The sequence below is a fragment of the Marinobacterium maritimum genome (genome assembly GCF_039523155.1).
GTDB lineage: Bacteria > Pseudomonadota > Gammaproteobacteria > Pseudomonadales > Balneatricaceae > Marinobacterium > Marinobacterium maritimum.
The window spans coordinates 574,241-596,977 of record NZ_BAAAET010000001.1; the positions used below are offsets into that span (position 1 = coordinate 574,241).

Annotated in this window: 20 protein-coding genes and 3 tRNA genes; 18 read left to right on the plus strand and 5 right to left on the minus strand. The window is 54.8% G+C overall.

The genetic code is table 11. The features are described from left to right. Positions 1-48 precede the first annotated feature (48 nt). Both ABD013_RS02550 and zapE read left to right on the plus strand, forming a co-directional pair. Entirely contained in the window at positions 49-885 is an 837-nt protein-coding gene (locus tag ABD013_RS02550) for an ion transporter (RefSeq protein WP_343801800.1), read from the plus strand. After that, entirely contained in the window at positions 882-1,997 is a 1,116-nt protein-coding gene (gene zapE / locus ABD013_RS02555) for a cell division protein ZapE (protein WP_343801803.1), read from the plus strand. The genes ABD013_RS02550 and zapE overlap by 4 nt, the downstream gene beginning before the upstream one ends. A gap of 101 nt (positions 1,998-2,098) precedes the next feature. Here zapE and ABD013_RS02560 read toward each other — a convergent pair whose 3' ends face one another. Next, the gene (locus ABD013_RS02560) at positions 2,099-3,313 is read right to left on the minus strand and encodes an OprD family outer membrane porin (RefSeq protein WP_343801806.1); all 1,215 of its coding nucleotides are present in this window, start codon (positions 3,311-3,313) and stop codon (positions 2,099-2,101) included. A 213-nt stretch (positions 3,314-3,526) separates the two neighbouring features. Between ABD013_RS02560 and ABD013_RS02565 the strand changes: the two genes are divergently transcribed. The 8 genes from ABD013_RS02565 (at position 3,527) to ABD013_RS02600 (ending at position 10,886) form a co-directional block, all read left to right on the plus strand. Next, positions 3,527-5,275, plus strand: coding sequence for a sulfatase-like hydrolase/transferase (locus ABD013_RS02565; protein WP_343801809.1), 1,749 nt, complete (start codon positions 3,527-3,529; stop codon positions 5,273-5,275). Then, positions 5,272-5,649: a diacylglycerol kinase gene (locus ABD013_RS02570; protein ID WP_343801812.1), complete on the plus strand. Its 378-nt coding sequence runs from the start codon at positions 5,272-5,274 to the stop codon at positions 5,647-5,649. Before ABD013_RS02565 ends, ABD013_RS02570 begins: the two co-directional genes overlap by 4 nt. Before the next feature lie 89 nt (positions 5,650-5,738). Further along, positions 5,739-7,223 (plus strand): glutamate--tRNA ligase, encoded by a 1,485-nt coding sequence (gene gltX, locus ABD013_RS02575; RefSeq protein ID WP_343801815.1) that lies wholly within the window; start codon positions 5,739-5,741, stop codon positions 7,221-7,223. An 89-nt stretch (positions 7,224-7,312) separates the two neighbouring features. Continuing rightward, positions 7,313-7,388 (plus strand) — tRNA-Ala (locus tag ABD013_RS02580). A gap of 21 nt (positions 7,389-7,409) precedes the next feature. Beyond that, positions 7,410-7,485, plus strand: a tRNA-Glu gene (locus ABD013_RS02585). 28 nt (positions 7,486-7,513) lie between these two features. Beyond that, positions 7,514-7,589 (plus strand) — tRNA-Ala (locus ABD013_RS02590). 323 nt (positions 7,590-7,912) lie between these two features. Then, positions 7,913-9,934: a methyl-accepting chemotaxis protein gene (locus ABD013_RS02595; protein ID WP_343801818.1), complete on the plus strand. Its 2,022-nt coding sequence runs from the start codon at positions 7,913-7,915 to the stop codon at positions 9,932-9,934. A 187-nt stretch (positions 9,935-10,121) separates the two neighbouring features. Beyond that, positions 10,122-10,886: a metallophosphoesterase gene (locus tag ABD013_RS02600; RefSeq protein WP_343801820.1), complete on the plus strand. Its 765-nt coding sequence runs from the start codon at positions 10,122-10,124 to the stop codon at positions 10,884-10,886. Between the two features lie 15 nt (positions 10,887-10,901). On the opposite strand, the gene ABD013_RS02605 is transcribed toward ABD013_RS02600, so the two are convergent. Beyond that, positions 10,902-11,183 (minus strand): hypothetical protein, encoded by a 282-nt coding sequence (locus ABD013_RS02605; protein WP_343801822.1) that lies wholly within the window; start codon positions 11,181-11,183, stop codon positions 10,902-10,904. A gap of 226 nt (positions 11,184-11,409) precedes the next feature. On the opposite strand from ABD013_RS02605, the gene paaA reads away from it, so the two are divergent. Genes paaA through paaE form a run of 5 tightly spaced genes read left to right on the plus strand, consistent with a single transcriptional unit; the run spans position 11,410 to position 15,133 of the window. After that, the gene (gene paaA / locus ABD013_RS02610) at positions 11,410-12,351 is read left to right on the plus strand and encodes a 1,2-phenylacetyl-CoA epoxidase subunit PaaA (protein WP_343801824.1); all 942 of its coding nucleotides are present in this window, start codon (positions 11,410-11,412) and stop codon (positions 12,349-12,351) included. 14 nt (positions 12,352-12,365) lie between these two features. Then, complete coding sequence (gene paaB / locus ABD013_RS02615) at positions 12,366-12,659, plus strand: 1,2-phenylacetyl-CoA epoxidase subunit PaaB (protein WP_010325399.1); 294 nt, start codon at positions 12,366-12,368, stop codon at positions 12,657-12,659. A 34-nt stretch (positions 12,660-12,693) separates the two neighbouring features. Further along, on the plus strand, positions 12,694-13,458 hold the full coding sequence (gene paaC, locus ABD013_RS02620) for a 1,2-phenylacetyl-CoA epoxidase subunit PaaC (protein ID WP_343801861.1): 765 nt from the start codon (positions 12,694-12,696) through the stop codon (positions 13,456-13,458). Between the two features lie 25 nt (positions 13,459-13,483). Further along, positions 13,484-14,023, plus strand: a complete 540-nt coding sequence (paaD, locus tag ABD013_RS02625; protein WP_343801864.1) for a 1,2-phenylacetyl-CoA epoxidase subunit PaaD — start codon at positions 13,484-13,486, stop codon at positions 14,021-14,023. Positions 14,024-14,032: 9 nt separating this feature from the next. Then, on the plus strand, positions 14,033-15,133 hold the full coding sequence (gene paaE, locus ABD013_RS02630) for a 1,2-phenylacetyl-CoA epoxidase subunit PaaE (protein ID WP_343801867.1): 1,101 nt from the start codon (positions 14,033-14,035) through the stop codon (positions 15,131-15,133). Between the two features lie 63 nt (positions 15,134-15,196). Here the strand turns inward: paaE and ABD013_RS02635 are convergent, their stop codons facing one another. From ABD013_RS02635 to ABD013_RS02645, 3 genes are all read right to left on the minus strand, one after another. Further along, positions 15,197-15,862, minus strand: coding sequence for a gamma-glutamyl-gamma-aminobutyrate hydrolase family protein (locus ABD013_RS02635; RefSeq protein WP_343801870.1), 666 nt, complete (start codon positions 15,860-15,862; stop codon positions 15,197-15,199). Beyond that, positions 15,835-16,809, minus strand: coding sequence for an amidoligase family protein (locus ABD013_RS02640; protein ID WP_343801873.1), 975 nt, complete (start codon positions 16,807-16,809; stop codon positions 15,835-15,837). Before ABD013_RS02640 ends, ABD013_RS02635 begins: the two co-directional genes overlap by 28 nt. Before the next feature lie 185 nt (positions 16,810-16,994). After that, positions 16,995-17,549, minus strand: coding sequence for a peptidylprolyl isomerase (locus ABD013_RS02645; protein WP_343801876.1), 555 nt, complete (start codon positions 17,547-17,549; stop codon positions 16,995-16,997). A 187-nt stretch (positions 17,550-17,736) separates the two neighbouring features. Between ABD013_RS02645 and ABD013_RS02650 the strand changes: the two genes are divergently transcribed. The 3 genes from ABD013_RS02650 (at position 17,737) to ABD013_RS02660 (ending at position 22,695) form a co-directional block, all read left to right on the plus strand. After that, positions 17,737-18,522 (plus strand): EAL domain-containing protein, encoded by a 786-nt coding sequence (locus ABD013_RS02650; RefSeq protein WP_343801879.1) that lies wholly within the window; start codon positions 17,737-17,739, stop codon positions 18,520-18,522. A 104-nt stretch (positions 18,523-18,626) separates the two neighbouring features. Further along, a complete protein-coding gene (locus tag ABD013_RS02655) occupies positions 18,627-19,238 on the plus strand; it encodes a TetR/AcrR family transcriptional regulator (protein WP_343801882.1) in 612 nt (203 codons plus the stop codon). After that, positions 19,231-22,695 carry an acyl-[ACP]--phospholipid O-acyltransferase gene (locus tag ABD013_RS02660; RefSeq protein ID WP_343801885.1) on the plus strand — a complete coding sequence of 1,155 codons (3,465 nt, stop codon included), beginning with the start codon at positions 19,231-19,233 and terminating at the stop codon, positions 22,693-22,695. The genes ABD013_RS02655 and ABD013_RS02660 overlap by 8 nt, the downstream gene beginning before the upstream one ends. The last annotated feature ends 42 nt before the right edge of the window (positions 22,696-22,737 follow it).

Genomic DNA, 22,737 nt, shown 5'->3' on the forward strand with positions numbered 1-22,737 from the left:
CGCCGATAGTATCCCCCACAGCGTACGAGTTGCGGAGAAAAACTCACCATGAAGCTCTACTGGAATCGCCTGCAGGACAATCTGGAGCGTCTGCGCGCCAACAAGATTTTTGAAACTTTTGTGATCGGCGTGATCATCGCTTCAGCCCTGCTGATCGGCGCCAAAACCTACGAAGAGTCCTCCCGTTTTGACCAGCTACTGTACTGGCTGGATCTGAGTGTCACCCTGTTTTTCCTGTTCGAAATCATCGTGCGCATGGCGGCGGAGAAGCGCCTGCTCAACTTCTTCCGTAGTGGCTGGAACGTCTTCGACTTCATCATCGTAGTGGCCAGCCTGGTGCCGATCAACGACTCGGAGATGGTGCTGGTCGCACGGCTGCTGCGTGTATTCCGTGTATTGCGACTGGTGTCGATGATTCCCGAACTGCGTGTGCTGCTGGCAGCGCTGGTCAAGTCGATCCCGCGCATGGGCTACGTGGCGCTGCTGATGTTCATTATCTTCTATATCTATGCCGCCATCGGCAGTTTCATGTTCAACGGCGTTGATCCGGTCCTGTGGGGCAATATCAGCATCGCCCTGCTGACCTTGTTCCGCGTCGCAACCTTCGAAGACTGGACCGATGTCATGTATGCCACTATGGACGATTACCCCTATAGCTGGATTTACTACCTGACCTTTATCTTCCTCACCGCCTTCGTGTTCCTCAATATGATGATCGGTATCGTGCTGGATGTGATGCAGAAGGAGAGCGCGGCAGAACAGCTGGAGTCTGGGCAGGGTGAGGCCGCCGAGGTTCACTGGATGCGAGAGCAGATGGTATTGATGAGCGAACAGCTCAATAGGATCGAGCGTCAGTTGGAGCAAGGGAAAGAGTCGAAGTCATGAGTCAGAAGGGGCCGATCGAGCGTTACCAGCAGGCGTTAAAGGGCCGATTTGTCCCTGATCCTGCACAGGAACGTGCTGTTGATCTGCTGCAAGGCTGTTTCGAGGCGCTGCAGCAGGGACGGCGCGATGTGGCAGGGCTCTACATGTGGGGCCGGGTGGGGCGCGGCAAGACCTGGCTGATGGACCTGTTTCAGTCCGATCTGAAGTGTGCCTCTCGGCGTCAACATTATCACCACTTCATGCGGGATATTCATCAACGGCTGTTTCGCCTGAGTGGAACGCCGGATCCCCTCACTGTCTTGGCAAAAGAGCTGGCATCGGAAGTACGAGTGCTCTGCCTGGATGAATTCTTCGTCAACGATATCGGTGATGCCGTGGTTTTGGGCGGGCTGGTGCAGCGCCTGTTCGATCAGGACGTGGTGCTGGTGCTGACATCCAATCAGCCACCGGATCAATTGTACTCGGAAGGGCATAATCGTGACCGGCTGCAGCCTGCTATCGATGCGATTCAGGCGCAGATGAACGTCATTGCCCTTGATGGTGAGCAGGATCATCGCCTGCATCCGGGTGAAGTACGGCAACGTTATTGGCTAAAAAGTGAAACCAGCTCTCCGCTGGCAGCTGTTTTCAGAGATCAGCTGAATGGACCGGTTAAAAGCGGGCCCGTGAGACTAAATAACCGTCAGGTGGATAGCTTGCAGCATGATGCGCACCAGATCTGGTGTACCTACGACCAGCTGTGTGAAGCTCCCCTGGCAGCTGCCGAATACATCGAGCTTTGTGACCGCTTCGGCCATGTACTGCTGACAGATGTACCGGTATTGACTTGTGAACGGCATCTGGCCGCTATCGCACGAGGTACCGAGGATGCCGCCCGGCAAGTCGCGGCAGGTGACCGCAAGTTGCCCAGTCTTACGGCTCGGGATAACGGTGTGCGCCGCTTTATTGCGCTGGTAGACGAATGCTATGACCGTGGTGTGCCACTCTGGATCGAAGCGGAAGTGCCGATGGAAGAGCTCTATCCTGAAGGTTATCTCAGTTTTGCGTTTCGGCGGACGCTGAGTCGGCTGCGGGAGATGCAGTTGAACCGTTTTGGGGGTGGCGCGTTTTGAGGGAGGGGTCTGCCAGCCGATCGAGAAGGGCAGGTGAACGGGCAAAAGCAAAACGGGCCCCGAAGGACCCGTTGTCTTGATCGCTTAATGGAATTAGTCGATCAGAGTGCGCTGAAGCCGTAGTTGGCGATCAGGCGGAACTCGTCTACGTTGTCGAACTGCTCGCTCTCAACGTGAGCTACGCGGGCTCGCAGGGAAAGTCCTTCGAAGGTTCCACCCTGGAAGACATATTTCGCTTCCAGATCTGTTTCGCGCTCTTCCAGGTCGTCTTCGATACCAGCATCGATATCCCAGGCTTCAGTGTGGCGTGCCATCAGGCTCAAGCCCGGAACAGCTGCGACATTGTAGTCGGCACGGACCTGCAGGGACTGCTCGTCATCGCTGTTGAAATCCAGGTACTGTACGGAGTTCCATACCATCAGCACGTTGCTGTCTTCACCGCCCCAGAAATAGTCGTAACCGTTGTCGCCGCCGATGTTCTGGTAGGACAGGGTCAAGCTCAGGTCACCAGTGGTGTAGCGACCAGCCAGGTTGAACAGGTTGGAATCATAGTCGCTACCGTACAGGTCACCGTCATCGGAGCCGTCGTAGTAGTAAGCGTCAATCAGTACGCTGTCGCCGTTGGCCAGTTTAATCGGATAGGAGGCGTTCAGGTAGGTCTGACGCAGGTAGTCGTCAGCTACGCCGTGGGCGGCATGTACGCTCAGGCCGTTGGCGAAGGTGTAACCGCCGCCGATCAGGTACAGGTCGTAGTCTTCACCGTTAGCCGCTTTGTACTTGTTGAACTTGGTGCCGTTTACGTCGACAGCGCGGTCGCTGTAGATAGCGTACAGGTTAGCGCCAGCGATGTTGGTGTCCAGCTTGACTGCCTGAGTAGAGCTCGGAGTAGAGCGGGCATCGTCGTCCTGCAGCAGCGGAGTTGCCAGAACCATGCGGCCAGCGCGCAGTTCGGTGTTCTCAGCCAGTTTAAGTTTGACGTACGCCTGACCCAGCTTGGCGTAGCTGTCGGTGTCGTTGCCGTCGTTGTTCAGTACACGGCTGCCCTGATCGTCATCACGGCCGTCCAGTTTCAGCGCGCCGAAAATGGAAGCGTCGAAGCCGATGAAGTCGTTGTAGAACGGAGAAGCATAATCAGCGCGTACAGCCTGGGACGCAGCGATCTGGTTCTCACCACCCTCACGGATATCACGGTTGAAGTACAGAGTACGCAGGTTGATATTCAGGCTCGGCTCGTTGGCAGCAAAAACAGCCGGGGTTGCGGCCAGAGTACCGGCCGCGATGGCCAGGGCCAGAGGGGCCTTGTACAGGGATTTCATAAAAGGGACAGCTCCAATTGGGCCTGCTTTAGTAATGGCAGGCTCGTAGTGTACATGTAGCAGTATGCTAAAACGGGGCGGATTGTAGTCAAAGAGTCATGGATCCTCAAACCAATAATCATCAAAACGTAACCTTAATATGACAGTGCTTACTCGAGCTTGGCGAAGTCGTTATAATTCGCAGTCATTTTTTTGATCATCAGGGCTGGCGTTTTGAAAGCAACACTCCGTCAATCGGGCATCCTTTTATTGGTGCTCGCTTCCTTTCTGACCATGGATCTGTTTCTGGTACGTGATTTCAGTTGGGTACTGGATAATTTTCGGGGCAAGCGCTTCTGGGTTAACTTTGCCCTGAGTGCCTTTGTGTTTTGGGCTTTGTTGTTCAATTTGCGTGGTTATTGGGAGCGTCATCGCAAGATTGCCATGGGACTGCTGGTCGTGTGTGCAGCGGCTTACTTTGCCCAGAGTGCCTACTTTGGCATCTATCGAAAGTTCGTCACCGTTTTTGATTTCCGGTTTTTCGTGGGCGATCCGCTGATGACCGTAGAGCTGTGGCTGGAGCATGGCGAAAAGCTGCGCCCGGCGATCGCCGCAGTGCTGGCGAGTAGTATGCTCTGCTGGGTGATGCATCAGCCGGCGTCGCCGCGTCGCTGGTTGCGCTGGACCAAAGGGGGGCTGGGTACCGCCATCTTCCTGCTGGTGACGCTGAACTGGTATGGAGCACCCCACTTTCAGCTGGCGCCGATCGCCTATGCGGGCAACCTGATCAGTGCGGTGGAATTCAACTATAACCGTGAGGATTACCCTCCCAAGCCGGAGCTGACCTATCGTGAGCAAGCTGCCGATAAGGCACCCTCCATGGTGATGGTGATCGGCGAGTCGCTCAATGTTGATCACATGCAGATCTATGGCTATCCGCGTGAAACTACGCCGAATCTTGTGCGCCTTGAGCAGAGTAATCAGGTTGTGGCACTGAAAAATGCGGTCAGCATCGGGCCGCGCACGCTCTGTTCAGTGCCCTACATGATGACCGGTCTGCAGGGTATCGATCCCAATGGGGTCATCTACAGTGTGCCGACAATTTTCAATTATGCCAAAAGTGCCGGCTACAACACGGCTTTGATTACGGCACAGGATTTTCAGTGGCGTAACGTCGATAAAATATTTGTCGATCAGGATATGGATCATTTTGAGCAGGGCGTGAATTTCAGCCCTGATGTCAGCGTGTCGGTAGGGGCTGATGACCGTGTCGTGCTGGAAAAGGGAGTCAAGCCCTGGTTGCACCGCCAGCAAGGGGGAGCAGCGCCCTTTATGTTAGTGGTGCAGATGAGTGGCAGTCATACGCCCTTCTCGCGTCAGGTTCCGGCCGAGATGAAGCAGTTTCTGCCGGAGGAAAACCCGAACAGCATTAACGCCTATGACAATACGGTATGGTATACCGACCTGGTGCTGAGCGAGCTGTTGCAGGCAGTACGTGCCCAGGCTCCGGATGCCTGGATCTTCTATTCGTCGGACCATGGTGAACATGTAACTGGCAAGGGTGGTGCCTTCCATGGCGATTTCATGGATGAAGTAACGCATAATTCGCTGTTGGTATTTCCACCGGAGTCAGCATTTGAAATCATAAGGGCGCAGGAGCAGGCTCCTGTCTCCCAGGCGGATATATTTGCCACCATGCTGGAGCTGATGCAGGTCGAGCCGGTCTCCCCGATTGACGGTATGAGCCTGCTGCAGCCGATTCCCGACGATCGTCTGCGCGTCGTGACCGCGTTCATGAAAACATTGCACAATGACCCCCGTGCAGCGCTGATCTTCCCGGATCGCAGTCTGTATGAAGTAGATTTTGAGCGTCGTAATGTGCGTCTGGCTGATGGTGAAACAGTGATCCCCTATACAGAGCTGGATGCTGACTATCGTGCCATTTTTGACCGTCGCCTCGAGCGACAAGAGGGAATAGAGTGATCGTAACCAAAACGACCGGTCTGGCCCGGTTCTATCACGCAACACGTTACTCGATCAAAGGGATCAGGGCCGCATACCGCAATGAACCGGCGTTTCGTTACGAAAGCTGGGCGGCCCTGGCGATGTTGCCCGGAGCCTTCTGGATTGCTCAATCAGGGCTTCAGCTGGGGTTGTTGATCAGTACTCTGTTGCTGGTGCTTATCATGGAGCTGATCAATACCGCCATTGAGGCCGTTGTGGATCGGGCCGGCACTGAGTTCAATACGCTTGCCGGCCTGGCCAAAGACCTGGGCTCGGCGGCGGTGCTCTTCGCGTTGTTCATTACTGCCCTGGTCTGGGGCGGTATTCTGTACGACAACTTCTTTGTCGTTTGAGGCAAGTGGGTGGCATGGCCGCCACCCACGCTCACAGGCTATAATCCCTTCTTTTTACTCAACCACAACAGGACCGAGTACAGGAAATCATGACTGTTCGTACCCGTGTAGCGCCGTCTCCCACCGGTGATCCGCATGTCGGCACCGCCTACATCGCACTGTTCAACCTCGCTTTCGCCCGTCAACATGGCGGTCAATTCATTTTGCGTATCGAGGATACCGACCAGACTCGCAGCACCGACGAGTCGGAACAGGCGATCCTGGATTCGCTGCGTTGGTTGGGTCTGGAATGGGATGAAGGCCCCGATATTGGTGGTGATTACGGCCCTTATCGCCAGAGCGAGCGCAAGGACATGTACAAGGACTTCGCCATGCGCTTGGTGGAAGAGGGCACGGCGTTCCTGTGCTTCCGTACTGCCGAAGAGCTGGACGAGCTGCGTGAAAGTCGCCGTGCCGAAGGCAAGCATACTGCGCTGAAGCAGAGCGACCTCGAGCTGCCGCAGGCAGAAATCGAGCGTCGCATGGCGGCGGGCATGCCCTATGTCGTGCGCATGAAGGTACCGGAAGAGGGCGTCTGCGTCATCGATGACATGTTGCGCGGTCCGATCGAACTGGACTGGGGCCAGGTCGATGCCCAGATCCTGCTGAAGTCCGATGGCATGCCGACCTACCACCTGGCCAACGTGGTCGATGACCATCTGATGAAGATCACCCACGTGATCCGTGGTGAAGAGTGGATCAACTCGGCACCCAAGCACAAGCTGCTGTACCAGTACTTTGGCTGGGACATGCCGCAGCTGTGCCATATGCCGCTGCTGCGTAACCCGGACAAGTCCAAGCTGTCCAAGCGCAAGAACCCGACCAGCATCCTGTACTACCAGCGCATGGGCTACCTGCCGGAAGCACTGCTGAACTACCTGGGTCGCATGGGCTGGTCCATGCCGGACGAACGCGAGAAGTTCAATCGCGATGAGATGTTCGCCAATTTCGATATCCAGCGTGTCTCCTTGGGTGGCCCGGTCTTCGACCAGGAGAAACTGAGCTGGCTGAACGGCCTTTGGATCCGTGAAGAGCTGTCACCGGAACAGTTCGCGGCGCAGATCCAGAAGTGGGCACTGAACCCGGAATACCTGATGCAGATCGTGCCGCTGATCCAGCCGCGTGTGGAGCGGTTCTCTGATGTTGCACCACTGGCCGGTTTCTTCCTCAGCGGTATGCTGTCGATCACTGAAGCGGACTTTGAGCACAAGAAACTGGAGATGGATGAGATTCGTCGCGTGCTTCAGTTCACCGTTTGGCACATGGATCAGCAGACCAAGTGGGACCGGGATAGCCTCTTTGCAGAGCTGAAAGGCCTGGCCGATGGTCTGGAAATCAAGATCCGTGACTTCCTGTTCCCGCTGTTCGTTGCCATTGCAGGAACCTCTCAAAGCGTCTCTGTTGTGGATGCCATGTCGATCCTGGGTCCGGACATGAGTCGTGCTCGTCTGCGCCACGCGCTGGAAGTCGTTGGCTCACCTTCAAAGAAAGAGACCAAGCGTCTCGAGAAGGAGTATCGTGCGCTAACCGCATGATTCGTCTAAACATTTTTTGTAAGAAAACTGCAAAAAGTGTTTGACAGCACGGGAGGGGGCCATTAATATACGCCCCGTCCTGTGACGAAGGGGCCTTAGCTCAGCTGGGAGAGCGCAACACTGGCAGTGTTGAGGTCAGCGGTTCGATCCCGCTAGGCTCCACCAAAACCCGTCACGAACCACTGCGTCCCATTCGTCTAGTGGCCTAGGACACCGCCCTTTCACGGCGGTAACAGGGGTTCGAACCCCCTATGGGACGCCATCCCTATCAGGCTTTGCCTGACCCGTGTGGGGCCTTAGCTCAGCTGGGAGAGCGCAACACTGGCAGTGTTGAGGTCAGCGGTTCGATCCCGCTAGGCTCCACCAATTCTTACTCCTCTTTATATGATTCTTTGGAAGACTCTTCCAGAGAATGTCGCATTTAAAAACCTCCAAGTCTTAGATTTATTCAGCTCTGCATCAGGGTAGGCCTGTACCGGGCTATTCCGAAAGTTCGTTTGTGTTCCTGTCTGAGGACATCATCTGTCCGGATTTGTCTTTTTTTTGGCTCTATTGGTTCTGGCTGTGAGTCTGGGTGGTTGGCCAGAATAGCGTGTTGGGCAGTGTTGCGTTGTGGTTCGGGGTTTTTCCTGCCACCTGCGCCTGCATCACAAAGGCCAAGCAAACAAAAAGAATAATCTGGATCCTATATGTTGAGCCTACTCCTTTCGCCGGCGGTCAAGCTGATGAACCGCTTGAACTACCTCTATAAATTTGTCCTGATCAATGTCCTGTTTCTGGTGCCTATACTGTGGCTTGCCTATCTGCAGCTCAGTGAAATTGGTACCCAGCAGCGTGCCACGGAAGTCCAGCTTGAAGGGGTGGCTGTGTTGCGTGACGCGCTCGCGCTGACCCTGATGGCAGATGACATTCGAGATCTTGGGGTTGTAAGTAGTGCAGCATCTGATATTGAACCGCAAATACGCCGCTTGCAGGCGGATTTTATAGCCAGGCTGGAGTTGCTGGAGACCAAGGTATCCGGGCTTGATCAAGATGGCAGAATGGGTCAGGTGATTGAGCAGCTGCGCGCATTGGCGCAACGTAACCCTGGATCGTCTGGCGGGGACCTCGATGCAATATTCATGATAAAAAACAAGCTGGTGCTGGAGAGCTGGAGCCTGGTGCGCGTGCTGAGTTACCAGACTGGGCTATATCAGGACAGAAATCCGCACAACTTTCTGTTGATGAAGGTGGTTCTGGATGCGATGGAGTCGGTGCTGGAACACCAGGGGCAGAGGCGAAGCTTTTCTACCACGGCCGTCCGGGCAGGCAGAATCAATTCGACGTTGATGGAAGTCCTTAATCGAGTAATGGATCAGTTGATCAATGATCAGAAGCGTCTGGGGGATATTCTGCAGCCCGTATTGGCGGCTCGAAAGGTCTATGGCGAGGGCGTTGTCTCGGCAGTCGAGACGGCAATGACCCAACTGGATCAGGATGCACAACGCTTCGAAAGCGAGCTTCTGATTGATGAAAGTCTCGATCACGACTGGCAGCAATATTTCGCGCAGCAGACAAGGGCCAGTCAGCAGATTCATCAGTTTATGGATGCTTCGCTGGGCTATGTTGAACAGCAGTTCCAGCTGCGACATGAGGCGCAGGGACGTCGCTACTTTCTCCTGTTGGCGGCTGTTGTGGCCGTGTTTTTCATAACCAACTATTTGCTGTTGGGATTGAGCTCATCCGTGCGTCATAGCATCAGCGCCATTCTGGCGGCCGCTGAAGCCGTTGCCAAAGGTGATATGACCGGTCGCGTTAAAATCGACAGCAGGGATGAGATGGGTTCATTGGCCAGTCACTTCAATCAGATGATCGATCAGATGCGCAGTTTGCTGACCCAGGTGACCAATACGGTCAGCTCTGTAGCAGAGCAGGCGGAAGTTGTTGACGGTATTGCTCAGCGCGGCAGTCTTTCTGTTGAGTCGCAGCGACGGGAGACTGACCAGGTGGCAACGGCGATCAATCAGATGGTGGGAAGTGCACAGGAAGTTGCAAACAAAACACAGGTTGCTTCACAGGAGTCCAGCGATGTGGATCAGCAGACTGTTCAGGGGCGTCAGTTGGTATCGGCAATGCTCGTGGATATTGAGCAGCTGTCACAGGATATTGACCATTCAATGGTGACGATTCGCACGTTGGTCAAGGAGAGTGACAACATCACCCGGGTGCTTGATGTGATTAAGGGTGTTGCCGAACAGACTAACCTGTTGGCGCTGAATGCAGCCATAGAGGCGGCCAGGGCTGGCGAACAGGGGCGTGGTTTTGCAGTGGTGGCTGATGAAGTGCGCACCCTTGCGCAGCGAACCCAGGCATCGACCTCCGAGATTGAGTCGATGATCACCCAGCTGCAGTCCGGTGTTGGTGCTGCAGTCAGGGCGATGGAAGTCAGTCATGACAAGGTAGGGCATGCGGTTGCCAACTCGTCAGAGGTTGGGCGTACCCTTGAGCATATAGCAGAAGCGGTTTCACGTATCGTTGAGTTCAATGCCCAGATCGCATCTGCGGGTGAAGAGCAAACCATGGTCGCCAGTGAAATTGAGCGCAATATCAGCTCCATCAGCCAGGCAGGCAGTCAGACGGCCGAAGGCGCAAAAAGCACGGTGGATGCCTGTCAGCAGATGGCACGGCAAACCGAGCGTTTAAAGGCGGTGGTCAGCAACTTCAAGGTGTGATTCATGGCGCCGCGGGCTGTTAAATTGGCGGTTGTCCCCGTTCCTTGCTTGAATCTGGAAGGTCGGCACTGAGTCGATCTTCGATTATGATGAAGCAGTAAAGTGTTGTATCACTGATCTCGTTAGCCCGGGCTGATCGTGGCACGGGTATTGAGGCTTCATCAGCAGAAACAGGAAGGAGCATGGAATGCAGGTTGTCGAGCATCTGACTGCCAATTTTCAGGGGCGAGATTTCGTCGTCGGTGATATTCATGGATGGTTCAAACCCTTGCAGGCGGAGCTGGATGCGGTCTGTTTTGACCCCGCCGTGGATCGTCTGTTTTCAGTCGGGGATCTGATCAACCGAGGGCCTGACTCGGTTGCCTGCTTGGAGCTGACGCGGCAACTCTGGTTTCATGCCGTGCGTGGCAACCATGAGCAAATCCTGTTCAATTGGCTGGCCGAGCCCGGCAGTGTGGATGTGGATGCCTGGATGGCCTATGGCGGCCGATCCTGGCTGGGGGCAGGGCCTGAACACTTCTTTGCCCGTAATCCTCAGGTTCGAGCCCTGGCTGAATCCTTGTCTGCCAGTATGCCCTGGGTGATTGAATTGAGTCTCGTCGATGGCCGAAAGCTGGCGATTTCACACAGTACTTTGCCTGATGCAAGCTGGCTGGATCTGCAGTTGAGGTTGTCGCACGAAGAGGCGCTGCGCGACTACATTTTGTGGGAGCGTCCGGTCAAGTCCCCCGGTTTTGCTCGCTGCATTGAGGGTGTTGATCTCTGCGTGCATGGTCATGTCATCGTGCCGGAGATCATTCGACGCGGCAACGGTGTTTATATCGATACCGGTGCTGCGCTGTTCGACAGCCGCTACAAAACCAGTGAGACAGTGCCCCATCCACGTATCACCGCCTTGTCGGTAGACGAGCTTTTTCAGGTGCCTGAGGCCGGTTATACGCTGCCTGCCTGAAGTCTGGCCAGTCGATCAGCGTTGCACCTGATCATTTGCTGATCTTTTTCCTGTCATCATTTGTTCCGTTGGGCTGTCATTCCGCTCGGCCGATCGTTCCTGCTTATTTCCTGTATGCCCCGTCTTTGATTGCCAGGCTTCGGTCGCTGCGTTGCCCTTGATGAGGGTGCGAAACAAAGTGTGTCGGCGATCCGTCATGGCTACAGATGTGGCTGAGCTGGTCTTTAGATTATGTGCCTGCCCGCAATCGCGCAGGTGGACTAGACTGAATAGATTGAGGTAGGTCAAATTCATCATGTGATACACTTATTGAAATTTATTTTTAAAATTGTGTATCATTAATCGAAAGAGATGGTGTACATTTACTCTATCGCGTACTGGTGTGTCTATCTTGTGGTATGGCCAGCAGGTCCGGATTCGATTGGTGGGGCTGGATGGCTGGTGCGATACAAAAAGTACTCTGATTGGCAAGAATGAGTTACACAGTGCGAAAGTAAGAAACATAAGATCGGAGAGCAGAACAATGACGCCCGAAGAACAAAATTTCATGCGCAAGATCGCAGCGGAAGAGAAGATCGAACCCAAGGACTGGATGCCGGCTGATTACCGCAAGAACCTGATCCGTCAGATCTCTCAGCACGCCCACTCTGAAGTGATTGGCATGCAGCCGGAAGGCAACTGGATCACCCGTGCTCCGTCCCTGCGTCGCAAGGCGGTTCTGCTGTCCAAGGTTCAGGATGAAGCTGGTCACGGCCTCTACCTGTACAGCGCCTGTGAAACTCTGGGCATTTCCCGTTCCGAGATGATCGAGCAGTTGCAGACCGGCAAGGCGAAGTACTCGTCTATCTTCAACTACCCGACCCTGACCTGGGCTGACGTTGCCGCTATTGGCTGGCTGGTTGATGGCGCTGCCATCGTTAACCAGGTATCCCTGCAGCGTACCTCCTACGGTCCGTACTCTCGCGGCATGATCCGTATCTGTAAGGAAGAAAGCTTCCATCAGCGCCAGGGTTATGAAGCCATGCTGGCACTGGCTCACGGTTCTCCGGAACAGAAGGAAATGGCTCAGGACGCGCTGAACCGTTTCTACTGGCCGGCACTGATGATGTTCGGTCCGCACGACTCTGCCTCTGCTCACTCGCAGAAATCAATGGAGTGGAAGATCAAGCGTGAAACCAACGACGACCTGCGTCAGAAGTTTGTTGACCAGACCGTCAAGCAGATCGAAGTACTGGGTCTGGAACACCCGGACAAGAACCTGCAGTGGAACGAAGAGCGTGGCCACTATGACAGCAGCGACCTGAACTGGGACGAGTTCTGGAGCGTGATCAACGGTAACGGTCACTGCAACCGTCAACGTATCGAGCACCATATTGCCGCTCACGACGAGGGCGAATGGGTGCGTGACGCCATTGCGGCATACAACGAAAAGAAACGCGCTAAGAAAGCGCAGAATGCGGCGTAAGAGGGGACCTGATAATGACTAAGCCAACTGAAAAACTGGAACTGTTTGAAGTATTCGTGCGTTCCAAGCGCGGTCTGGACCACAAGCATGTCGGAAGCCTGCACGCCGAAGATCACGAACAGGCGCTGGAATACGCTCGTGACTGCTACACCCGTCGTAGCGAAGGCGTCAGCCTGTGGGTTGTGAAGTCCAGCGATATCTGTGCGTCTCAGGAAGACGATGCGGATTGCTTCTACGATCCGAATGACGACAAGCCGTACCGCCATGCGACTTATTACGTCCTGCCTGATCCCGTTAACAACATGTAATTGGTTTTAACGGGATAGATTGAGGAGACAAGTAATGAGTGATGCAATCAAAGCGGCAACGCTGGAATACGCGACCCGTCTGGGTGACGACTCTGTAGTGCTGGGTCACCGTATCTCTGAATGGGTCAGCTATGGTCCTTTCCTGGAGGAAGACATCGCCTACGGTAACGTGGCGCTGGACTACATCGGTCGTGCTCGCATGTTCTACACCTATGCAGCCGAGCTGGCCAATGACGGTCGTACCGAAGATGACTTCGCTTACATGCGTAGCGATCGCGAATACCGTAACCTGCTGCTGATGGAAATGCCGAAAGGTGATTTCGCCTACTCACAGGTACGCCAGCTGTTCGCCGACGTGTACTACACCCTGGTGCTGCCTGAGCTGCTGCAGTCCAAGGATGAAACCCTGTCTGCCATCGCAGCCAAGGGCATCAAGGAAACCAAATACCACCTGCGTCGCAGCCGTGAATGGGTACTGCGTCTGGGTGATGGTACTGAAGAAAGTCACAAGCGTACGCAGAAAGCGGTCGACGCACTCTGGGGTTATACCCATGAGATGTTTGATATGGACGAAACCGAGCAGATGCTGGCTGACGCCGGTATTGCCGTGGACGTGTCCAAGCTGCGTGATGCATGGCACAAGATGGTCAGCGAAATCCTGACCGAAGCGACCCTGACTGTACCTGAAGATGGTTGGGCTGTGCGCGGTGGCCGTACCGGTTACCACACTGAAAATCTGGGTCACATGCTGACCGAGATGCAGATCGTGCACCGCTCTTACCCGGGTTGCCAGTGGTAAGCCAAGGCTACCAGGATTAAGAATCATGAATGAAATCTCACTGATGCCAGAAGAGCAGTACCAGCGCCTCCAGCAGCGCAACGCCGCTGAGGTAAAGGAGCTTTGGGACCTGCTCGATCAAGTCAAGGATCCTGAAGTGCCGGTGCTGAGCATTTGGGATCTGGGGATCTTGCGTGATGTCGAGCGTGACGGTGATCGTGTTGTGGTCACTATCACGCCGACCTACTCGGGCTGCCCTGCGATGAATACCATCACCGATGATGTCATCGCGGCACTCAAGGCCAGCGGCTATGACGATGTCGAGGTGAAAACCAAGCTGTCGCCGGCCTGGAGCTCCGAGTGGATGTCGCCGGAAGGGAGGCGCAAGCTGCGCAACTACGGTATAGCGCCGCCTGAAGATGCTGACCTGGACGAAGATGGCCTGACGCCAGATGCTCACGCCCAGTGTCCGCATTGCGGATCACGTAATACCCGCAGGATCAGTGAGTTTGGCTCCACCGCCTGCAAGGCGCTGTTTCAGTGCAATGACTGCAATGAGCCTTTCGACTATTTCAAAAAAATATAAGGTGAAGCGATGTCTGACACCAATTTCTACACGCTGAAGATTGCCGATGTGCAGCCGGAAACCGATTCGGCCATCAGCGTGACCTTTGCTGTACCGGAAGAGCTAACCGAGAAGTTCAAGTTCATCCAGGGCCAGTTCCTGACCCTGCGTGCCATGATCGATGGTGAAGATGTACGTCGCTCTTACTCCATCTGCTCCGGTGTGACCGATGGCAAGATGCGTGTGGGTATCAAGCGTGTCGATGGCGGCAAGTTCTCCAACTACGCCAACGACAACTTCAAGCCGGGTGTTGATATCGAAGTGATGCCGCCGCAGGGCAGCTTCTACACCGAGCTGAACCCGAGCAATGCCAAGAACTACATGTGCATCGCAGCCGGTTCCGGCATCACGCCGATGATCTCCATCATGAAATCCGTGCTGGATATCGAACCGAACAGCAAGGTAACCCTGATTTATGGTAACCAGCGTTCCAACACCGTGATGTTCAAAGACGAGCTGAACTTCGTCAAGAACCGTTACATGGATCGCTTCCAGTGGATCAACATCATGGACTATGAAGACCAGGGTGCTGATCTTCTCAATGGTCGTATCGACAACAAGAAGGGCTACGCGCTGCAGAAAGCAGGTCTGATCGACATCAAGAGCACCGATGAAGCGTTCATCTGTGGTCCTGAAGCGATGATGACAGAAGTGTCTCGCGGTTTCCGTATGGAAGGCCTGAGCGATGACCAGATCCACTACGAACTCTTTGCCAGCTCTTCTGCTGATGCTCAGGCGACTCTGGAAAAAGCCCAGGCGCGTGTGGCTCAGTACGGCGAAAACAAAATGAGCAAGGTAACCGTCATTGCTGATGGTCGCTCTGTCATGTTTGATCTGGCAACCGTCGGTCAGAACATTCTGGATGCCGGTATGGATGTGGGTATGGACCTGCCGTACTCCTGTAAGGGCGGTGTCTGCTCCACCTGTAAGTGCAAACTGATCAAGGGCGAAGTGGAGATGGATATCTCCCACGGTCTGGAGCCGCACGAAATCGAAGCCGGTTACGTGCTCAGCTGTCAGGCACACCCGATCAGCGACGAGGTTGTACTGGACTTCGACCAGCGCAACTGATTGCATTCTTTCCTTGTGCCAAAAAAAGCCCTGCAGATGCAGGGCTTTTTTGTATTTCTCCCATTACCTGTGTGCAGCCGTTACCAGCCAGCGAAAAAGTCTGAGTTGCGCCGGTAGATAAAGCAGGTACTCCGGGTGCCACTGTACGCCCATAATGTCGTTTTTTTCGGATTCGAACCCCTGTGCAATGTTATCAAGGTCCCGCCCCACAATTCGCAGGCCCTGGCCCGTGGAGCTTACCGCTTGATGATGCAGGCTGTTTACACGCAGGTGTTCACGTTTGCATACCCGAGCCATTCGGCTCTGAGGCTCAAGCTGTACCTGTTTGGTGGGTAACAGGCCGGGCCTGTTATAGGTTCGCTTGCGCAGTTGGTGCAGGTCCTGGTGTAAATGACCGCCAAGCACAACGTTGATCAATTGTGCGCCGCGACAAATACCCAGCATCGGCAGCTTGGCTTCCAGTGCATGTCTGATCCACTGAATTTCAAGTGCGTCGCGTTCAGGGTCGGTCCTGACCGGGGCTTCCAAATCGCCGCCATAATGCTCGGGGCTGATGTCATCGCCGCCACCCACGACCAGTGCATCGATGGTGTCCTTCGCAACATTATGTCTGACACTTACGCGAACGGCCTCGGCGCCAGTGAGTCTGAGGGCAAGTCTGGTGCACCACCAGGAAGGCGACCAGCGACGACTGCTACCGGTTACTGCCACCCGTGTGCGTGCAACCATTGATCGACTCCTTTTACCCACTCGTTACGATTGACCCCTAGTAGTGGTCGCGACATGGAGAGCCAGCGCTGGGACAACTCCGTTATTGCGTCGGTATCCCCCGAGAGCTGTTCGACAACCCACCAGTTATTCCACTCGGCAGCCAGGCTCCAGTCCCTGCGTTCAATCTCGCAGTTGGGAAGTCGATAGTGCAACGCTGGGCGGGGCTTGATGCGATCATCATTTGCCTGGTTCTGAACGCGTTGATTGTCGATGTGTGACAGTAAAGGCAAAAGGTCTAGCGCTCGGTTGCGTGTGGCGTTGTAAGCAAGATAAAGGTCGAAAATGTCGTCTATTTCGGCATGCTGTTGGCTCAGCAGTTGGTCAATATATTTTTCCGGATACAGATCTACATAAGGAGAGACCTTGCGAGCAATGTTTACGTTATGGGCATCCACCAGCCACCATTGCAGCAGGCTATATGCCTTGAGGTATGACTGGATGGTAGTGGGGCCGGTATCGGGCAGCTCGGCATTAATATGCACACCCAGTGCTGCGATGAATGAATCTTCAGTGCCTTGAGCGCCAGCACCACGCAGGGCATCGATGACTGGATCGAGGGACTCGAGTCGGTCAAGCGCGATAGGTGGGCATACCAGTTCAATCGGAACAACCAGTGCTGCAGCACGGCTCAGACCTTCCAGCCAGTCGGGGGTGGGGTCCACATCGGCATATTCCTTGGAAACCTGTTTGAGCAACGCCCAATCAAGCTCAAGGTTAAACTCTCCCAGCTCGGTCTCAAATGATATCTCGACCGGAGACTTTGCCTTTTCAGTACCTTTAAGTACTTGTCGAACGTGCTGTCTTGCCTGGGCGAACGTAAGGCCGGTAAATTCCAGTTCAAAACCAACCCGTCGTTGTTTGCCGTCCAGTCGTACCTGTTTCAATGGCTTTCGGAAACGGCTCATTACACCTCCCGAAATTAAGGCTTCAAGGTGAAATACGTTGCATCATGCAGATTAGCTGCTTGATGCGACATGATGACGAAAGCTATCAGGTTAAGGGTAGACGGCATGGTCTGGATGTTCATCCCGAGTCCATAATCGAGGCGCGCCAAAATCATGAACTCAGGCACCTGGCGACTGACAAGCCGTCACTCGGGATTGACAATGCTCGCTTTGTTGATAACAACGGCCGTTACCGGGACATCCCGGTGACGGCCGTGGCTGTCGGTAGGCACCTTGCTGATCGTATCTACCACGTCCATACCGCTGGTCACCTTGCCGAATACTGTGTACCCGGGGCGACCTGGCATGCCATCAAGGCGACGGTTGTCGACGGTATTGATGAAAAACTGGGAGGTGGCGCTGTTTGGGTTCTGGGTGCGAGCCATCGCAATGGTTCCGCGCAGGTTGCTCAGGCCGTTGTCTGACTCGTGTTTGATCGGCGCATCTGTGTCCAGTTGCTGCATTTCGGGGGTGAAACCGCCGCCCTGAATCATGAAGCCGGGGATCACACGGTGAAAAATCAGGCCGTTATAATGGCCCTTTTGTACGTAACTGATGAAATTGGCAACCGTCACCGGGGCTTTGTCAGTATCCAGTTCGAGCTGGATTTCACCGGCGCTGGTACTCAGGTTGACCTGAACCGGTTCGGCAAGGGCGAGGGGGGGGGTAAGTGCCAGCGCGATGGCAAAGGGCTTCAGCATATTCACTCCGTAAACATGTGTCATTGTTTGGCGTCTGCTGTGCTAGTCTGAACGTCTGTAGCGATGCATAACAGGTTCTTTCAGTGCCGTGACAGCCGTGACTCTGCCACTGAGTCTAATGCAGTTGGGCACGGTGTCGAAGTCTATTTGTCCATCCAGTGTTCAGTGCGTGTGAAGCGGAGTGTTTATGCCGGAAAAAATCATTATGGAACTGATTGCCACTCAGCCCGTGGTTGAAGGCTGTCAAGGATGCAAGACACCGCTTGATTTTGATTTTACCTTTGCTTTCCAGCCGATTGTTGATGTCGCCTCCGGTGAAGTCTATGCCTACGAAGCTTTGGTACGCGGATTGGACGGTGCTGGTGCAGGGCAAGTACTGGCACAGGTCAATGACGAGAACCGCTATGCCTTTGATCAGGCCTGCCGGGTCAAGGCGATTGAGCTTGCCGCTCGATTGGGGTTACAGCAGAAGCTGAGCATCAATTTTCTGCCCAACGCCGTCTATTCACCTGAGCACTGCATTCGCAGCACCTTGAGGGCTGCTGAAGCGTTCGGTTTGCCGGTGGAGCAGATCATGTTTGAAATCACGGAGTCGGAGCGTGTGCACGATACATCGCACTTGACCAGTATTTTTCAGTATTACCATTCCCAGGGTTTTACGACCGCGCTGGATGATTTTGGTGCGGGTCATGCGGGACTGAATTTGCTTGCCGGGTTCATCCCGGACGTTCTCAAGCTGGATATGGAGCTGGTGCGGGATATCGATCGTTCGGAGGTCAAGCAAGTAATCGTGGACGGCTTGCTGAATATTTGCCAGCGCTTGAACATCGCGCTGCTGGCAGAAGGTATCGAAACGGAGCAGGAGTTCCATTATTTGAGATCCAAAGGCGTACGCCTGATGCAGGGTTACCTGCTGGCGCATCCCGGCTTTGAGACTCTGCCCGAAGTCAGTATTCCACTGTCTTGGCGGTGATTTCCGTTGATTAATTAAACAGCGTTCAAATATTGTTTGACCCTGTCAGGCGGTCGCACTAGTATTCAAATATCAATTGAACAGTGTTCATTAAGGGTTCAAAAATGGCAAGACGCAATGACCACTCCAAAGAGGAGTTGCGTGAGATGGCGCTGGCCGCAGCAGAAAAACTGTTGCAGCAGGAGGGCTTGAAGTCACTTAGCGCACGTCGTGTGGCCTCCGAGATTGGTTACTCGGCAGGTTCTCTGTATACCGTTTTCACCAACCTGGATGATCTCTGCTGGCAGCTGAACGCGCGTACCTTGACGCAGTTGCTGACCGAGCTGGATGGGATCAACGTCGCCGATCCTGCACAACGGCTTTTGGCTTATGGACGAGGCTATCTGGATTTCGCCCATCGCAATCCGCAGCGCTGGGCATTGCTGTTTGAACATGGCACCACCAGTGAGGTTGAAGCGCCGCAATGGCTCAGTGAGCGTATTGACTCTCTTTTTGCGAGGGTGGAAGCCTGTCTGCAGGCACTTAAGCAGGACATGAGCCGCAGTGAATGTATGCTGACGGCACGAACCCTATGGAGCGGTGTTCATGGAGTAGCAGTGTTGGCACTGCGGCAAAAACTCTTTCTGGATCAGGCCCGGTCAGCGGAGCTGATGCTGCAACAGCTGGTTCATCATTTCATCAAAGGCTGGTTGGCAGAGGGGGATAATAATGCTTGAGCTGATCAGAGTGCGGGGCTTTTTGGCGTTTGTAGCCATTGCCTTTATCAATGCCTTTGTCGATCTGGGCCACAAGATCACCATCCAGAACACTCTGTTCAAGGTTTACGATGGCGACACTCAGATCTTGCTCACCGCCATCGTTAATGGCCTCATCCTGTTACCGTTTATCCTGCTGTTTACTCCTGCTGGGTTTGTATCTGACAAGTACCCCAAGCACAGAGTGATGAAAATTTCGGCCTGGAGCGCGGTTGTGATCACGTTGGCGATCACCTTCTGTTATTACCAGGGGTGGTTCATTCCTGCGTTTGTGCTGACCTTCATCCTTGCAGTGCAGAGTGCGCTCTACTCCCCGGCGAAATACGGCTTCATCAGAGAGTTGGTGGGCATTGAGCGGATCAGCGAAGGTAACGGCTGGATTCAGGCGACCACGATGGTCGCGATCCTTAGCGGTATCGTGGCTTTTTCGGCACTGTTTGAATGGCGCATCGCAGCGCTGGAGGTCATGAACTCCAACGATATCCTGATCAAGATTGCACCGCTGGGCTGGTTACTGGTAGCGGGTGCAGTATTTGAAGTGATGCTCTCTTATCGCTTGCCGGCACTCAGTGAAACGGACACTGCCCAGCGATTTGATATGCAGGACTATCTGACCGGGCGCAGCCTGAAGCGTAATCTGCGCGCACTGGGTGAGCCCAAGGTGATCCTGCTGTCGATCATCGGTCTGGCACTTTTCTGGTCGGTGAGTCAGGTGATGCTCGCGGTGTTTCCGGCCTATGCCGAGGAACATCTGGGGCAAAGTAATACGTTTGTCATCCAGACGGTTATGGCATTGGCCGGTATCGGCATCATGATCGGTTCGGTGCTGGCAGCACGTCTTTCACGCCACTATATCAATGCCGGGCTGATTCCGGTGGGCGCTGCCGGGGTGGCGCTTGGGTTGATGATGCTGCCAACGCTGGATAGCATCTGGCTGAGCGCCGGCGCTTTCCTGCTGATCGGGGTCTCGGGTTCCTTGATGACCATTCCGCTCAATTCACTGGTCCAGTTCAACGCGCCGGAATCGCGTCTGGGGCGAGTGCTGGCCGGGAACAATTTCATCCAGAATGTCGCGATGCTCGGCTTCCTGGTGCTGACCGTGGTCAGTGCCACCGCGTCCATCCCATCAAAGACGTTGCTCTGGGGGTTGGGTGTTATCGGCATAGCCGGTGCTGTTTACGCGATTTTGCTGCTGCCACAGGCCCTGATTCGACTGCTGGTTTCGGCACTGGTACGCCGCCGCTACAACTTGAAGGTGCTGGGATTCGAACATCTGCCGGCCAGTGGCCAAGGAGCCCTGTTACTGGGCAATCATATCAGTTGGCTGGACTGGGCGATGCTGCAGATGGCGTGCCCGCGCCATATCTACTTTGTCATGGAACGTTCCATCTACGAACGCTGGTATCTGCGCTGGTTCCTGGATCTCTACGGCGTCATTCCGATCTCGGCCGGTGCCAGTCGCAGTGCACTGCAAAAGGTTCGTAAGTTGTTGGCGCGAGGCGAATTAGTCTGCCTGTTCCCGGAAGGAGCGATCAGCTACAGCGGTCAGCTGGGCGAATTCAAGCGCGGCTTTGAGCGGATTGCGAACCCGGGTGATGAAGAGCCCGTTCCTGAAGCCCATATTCTGCCATTTTACCTGAGAGGCCTGTGGGGCAGTCGTTTTTCGCGCTCCAGTGAGCGCTTGCAGAACTCAGAAGGAGGCGGCATGAAGCGTGATGTGATTGTTTCCTTTGGTGAGTCGATTGCGCTGGACAGCAAGGCAGAAGTGGTCAAGCAGAAGGTGGCAGAACTCTCCGTACGGGCCTGGAACGAGTATACGGATACGCTGGAGACACTGCCGGCTGCGTTTATTCGTACGGCCAAGGCGGCACCGACTGACTGGGCGCTGACCGATCTCAATGGTCCGGTGCTGAACCATCGCCGCTTGTTGACCGCCTGTATTCTGTTCAGCCGTCGCATGCGGGGTATCAAGGAGCAGAATGTTGGTCTGCTGCTGCCCACTGTAGCCGGTGGCGCGATCGCCAATATGGCAGCCCTGATGGCGGGTAAAACGGTGGTCAATCTCAATTACACCGCCCCCGAGAGTGCGTTGCTCAGTGCCATTGAGCAGGCTGAAGTGAAAACGCTGGTTACCTCCGAGCGTTTTCTGAACAAGCTGGAGCAGCGTGGGGCGAAGCTGGAGCAGCTGTTACAGAGTGTAACGGTAATCAAGCTGGAAGAGGTGAAGGAGAAGATTGGCAAGCTGGAGTCTGTTGTGACGCTGGCACAGGTAGTGCTGACGCCACGTTCGGTATTGCAATGGGTCTATGGTGGCCACTCAAGTCTGGATGATACCGCAGCCATCCTGTTTTCATCCGGCAGTGAGGGGGCGCCCAAGGGGGTGATGCTGAGCCACCGCAACATGATGGCCAACCTTAAGCAGATCGCGGCCGTGCTCAATGTGCAGAACGATGACTGTATCCTCGCAACCTTGCCCCTGTTTCACGCATTTGGCCTGACGGTCACCTGCATGTTGCCGTTGGTAGAGGGGATACCGCTGGTATGTCATCCCGACCCGACCGATGCGGCCAACATTGGCAAGGCTGCTGCCCGTTACCGCGCCACCATACTGTGTGGTACCAGTACCTTCCTGGGCATCTACATGCGCAACAAGCGACTGCATCCGCTGATGCTGGAAAGCTTGCGTGTGGTCGTGGCAGGAGCGGAAAAACTGTCACCGAGCATCAAGAGCGGCTTTGAAGGGCGGTTCAAGGTGCCGGTACTTGAGGGTTATGGTTGTACCGAGACCACTCCGGTGGCCAGTGTCAATTTGCCAGATTACCTGGATACGCGCTGGTGGAATGTACAGGTCGGCGAGCGTCAGGGGACTGTAGGGATGGCGTTGCCGGGCTCCATGTTTCGCATTGTAAATCCCGATACCCTTGAGCAACTTCCAGTGGGTGAGGACGGCCTGATTCTGCTCGGGGGCAGTCAGATCATGAAAGGGTATCTGAATAATCCTGACAAGACGGCCGAAGTGGTGATCGAGCAGGACGGTCTGCGTTGGTACAAGACCGGTGACAAGGGGCATCTCGATGTGGATGGCTTCCTGACCATCGTCGATCGCTATTCCCGTTTTGCCAAGGTAGGCGGTGAGATGATTTCGCTGGCGGCGGTGGAAACATCCCTGCGTGAGGCTTTGGGGTATGAGGAGCAGGCGTTGGCCGCAGTGGCAGTGCCTGATGCCAGAAAGGGGGAGCGTATCGTGCTGCTGGTGGAAGAGGACGCGGATGCCGTTTCGGTTCGACTGCGTAAGGCTGATATGCTGCCACTGCATCGTCCGGCAGATGTGTTCCAGGTGGAACAGATTCCGATTCTGGGCAGTGGCAAGACCGACCTGGCGGGCGCCAAGCGGCTGGCGCTGGAACTGGTAGCGTGAAATAATGCATAATATCCGAGTATTTCAGTTGGTTATTGCCGG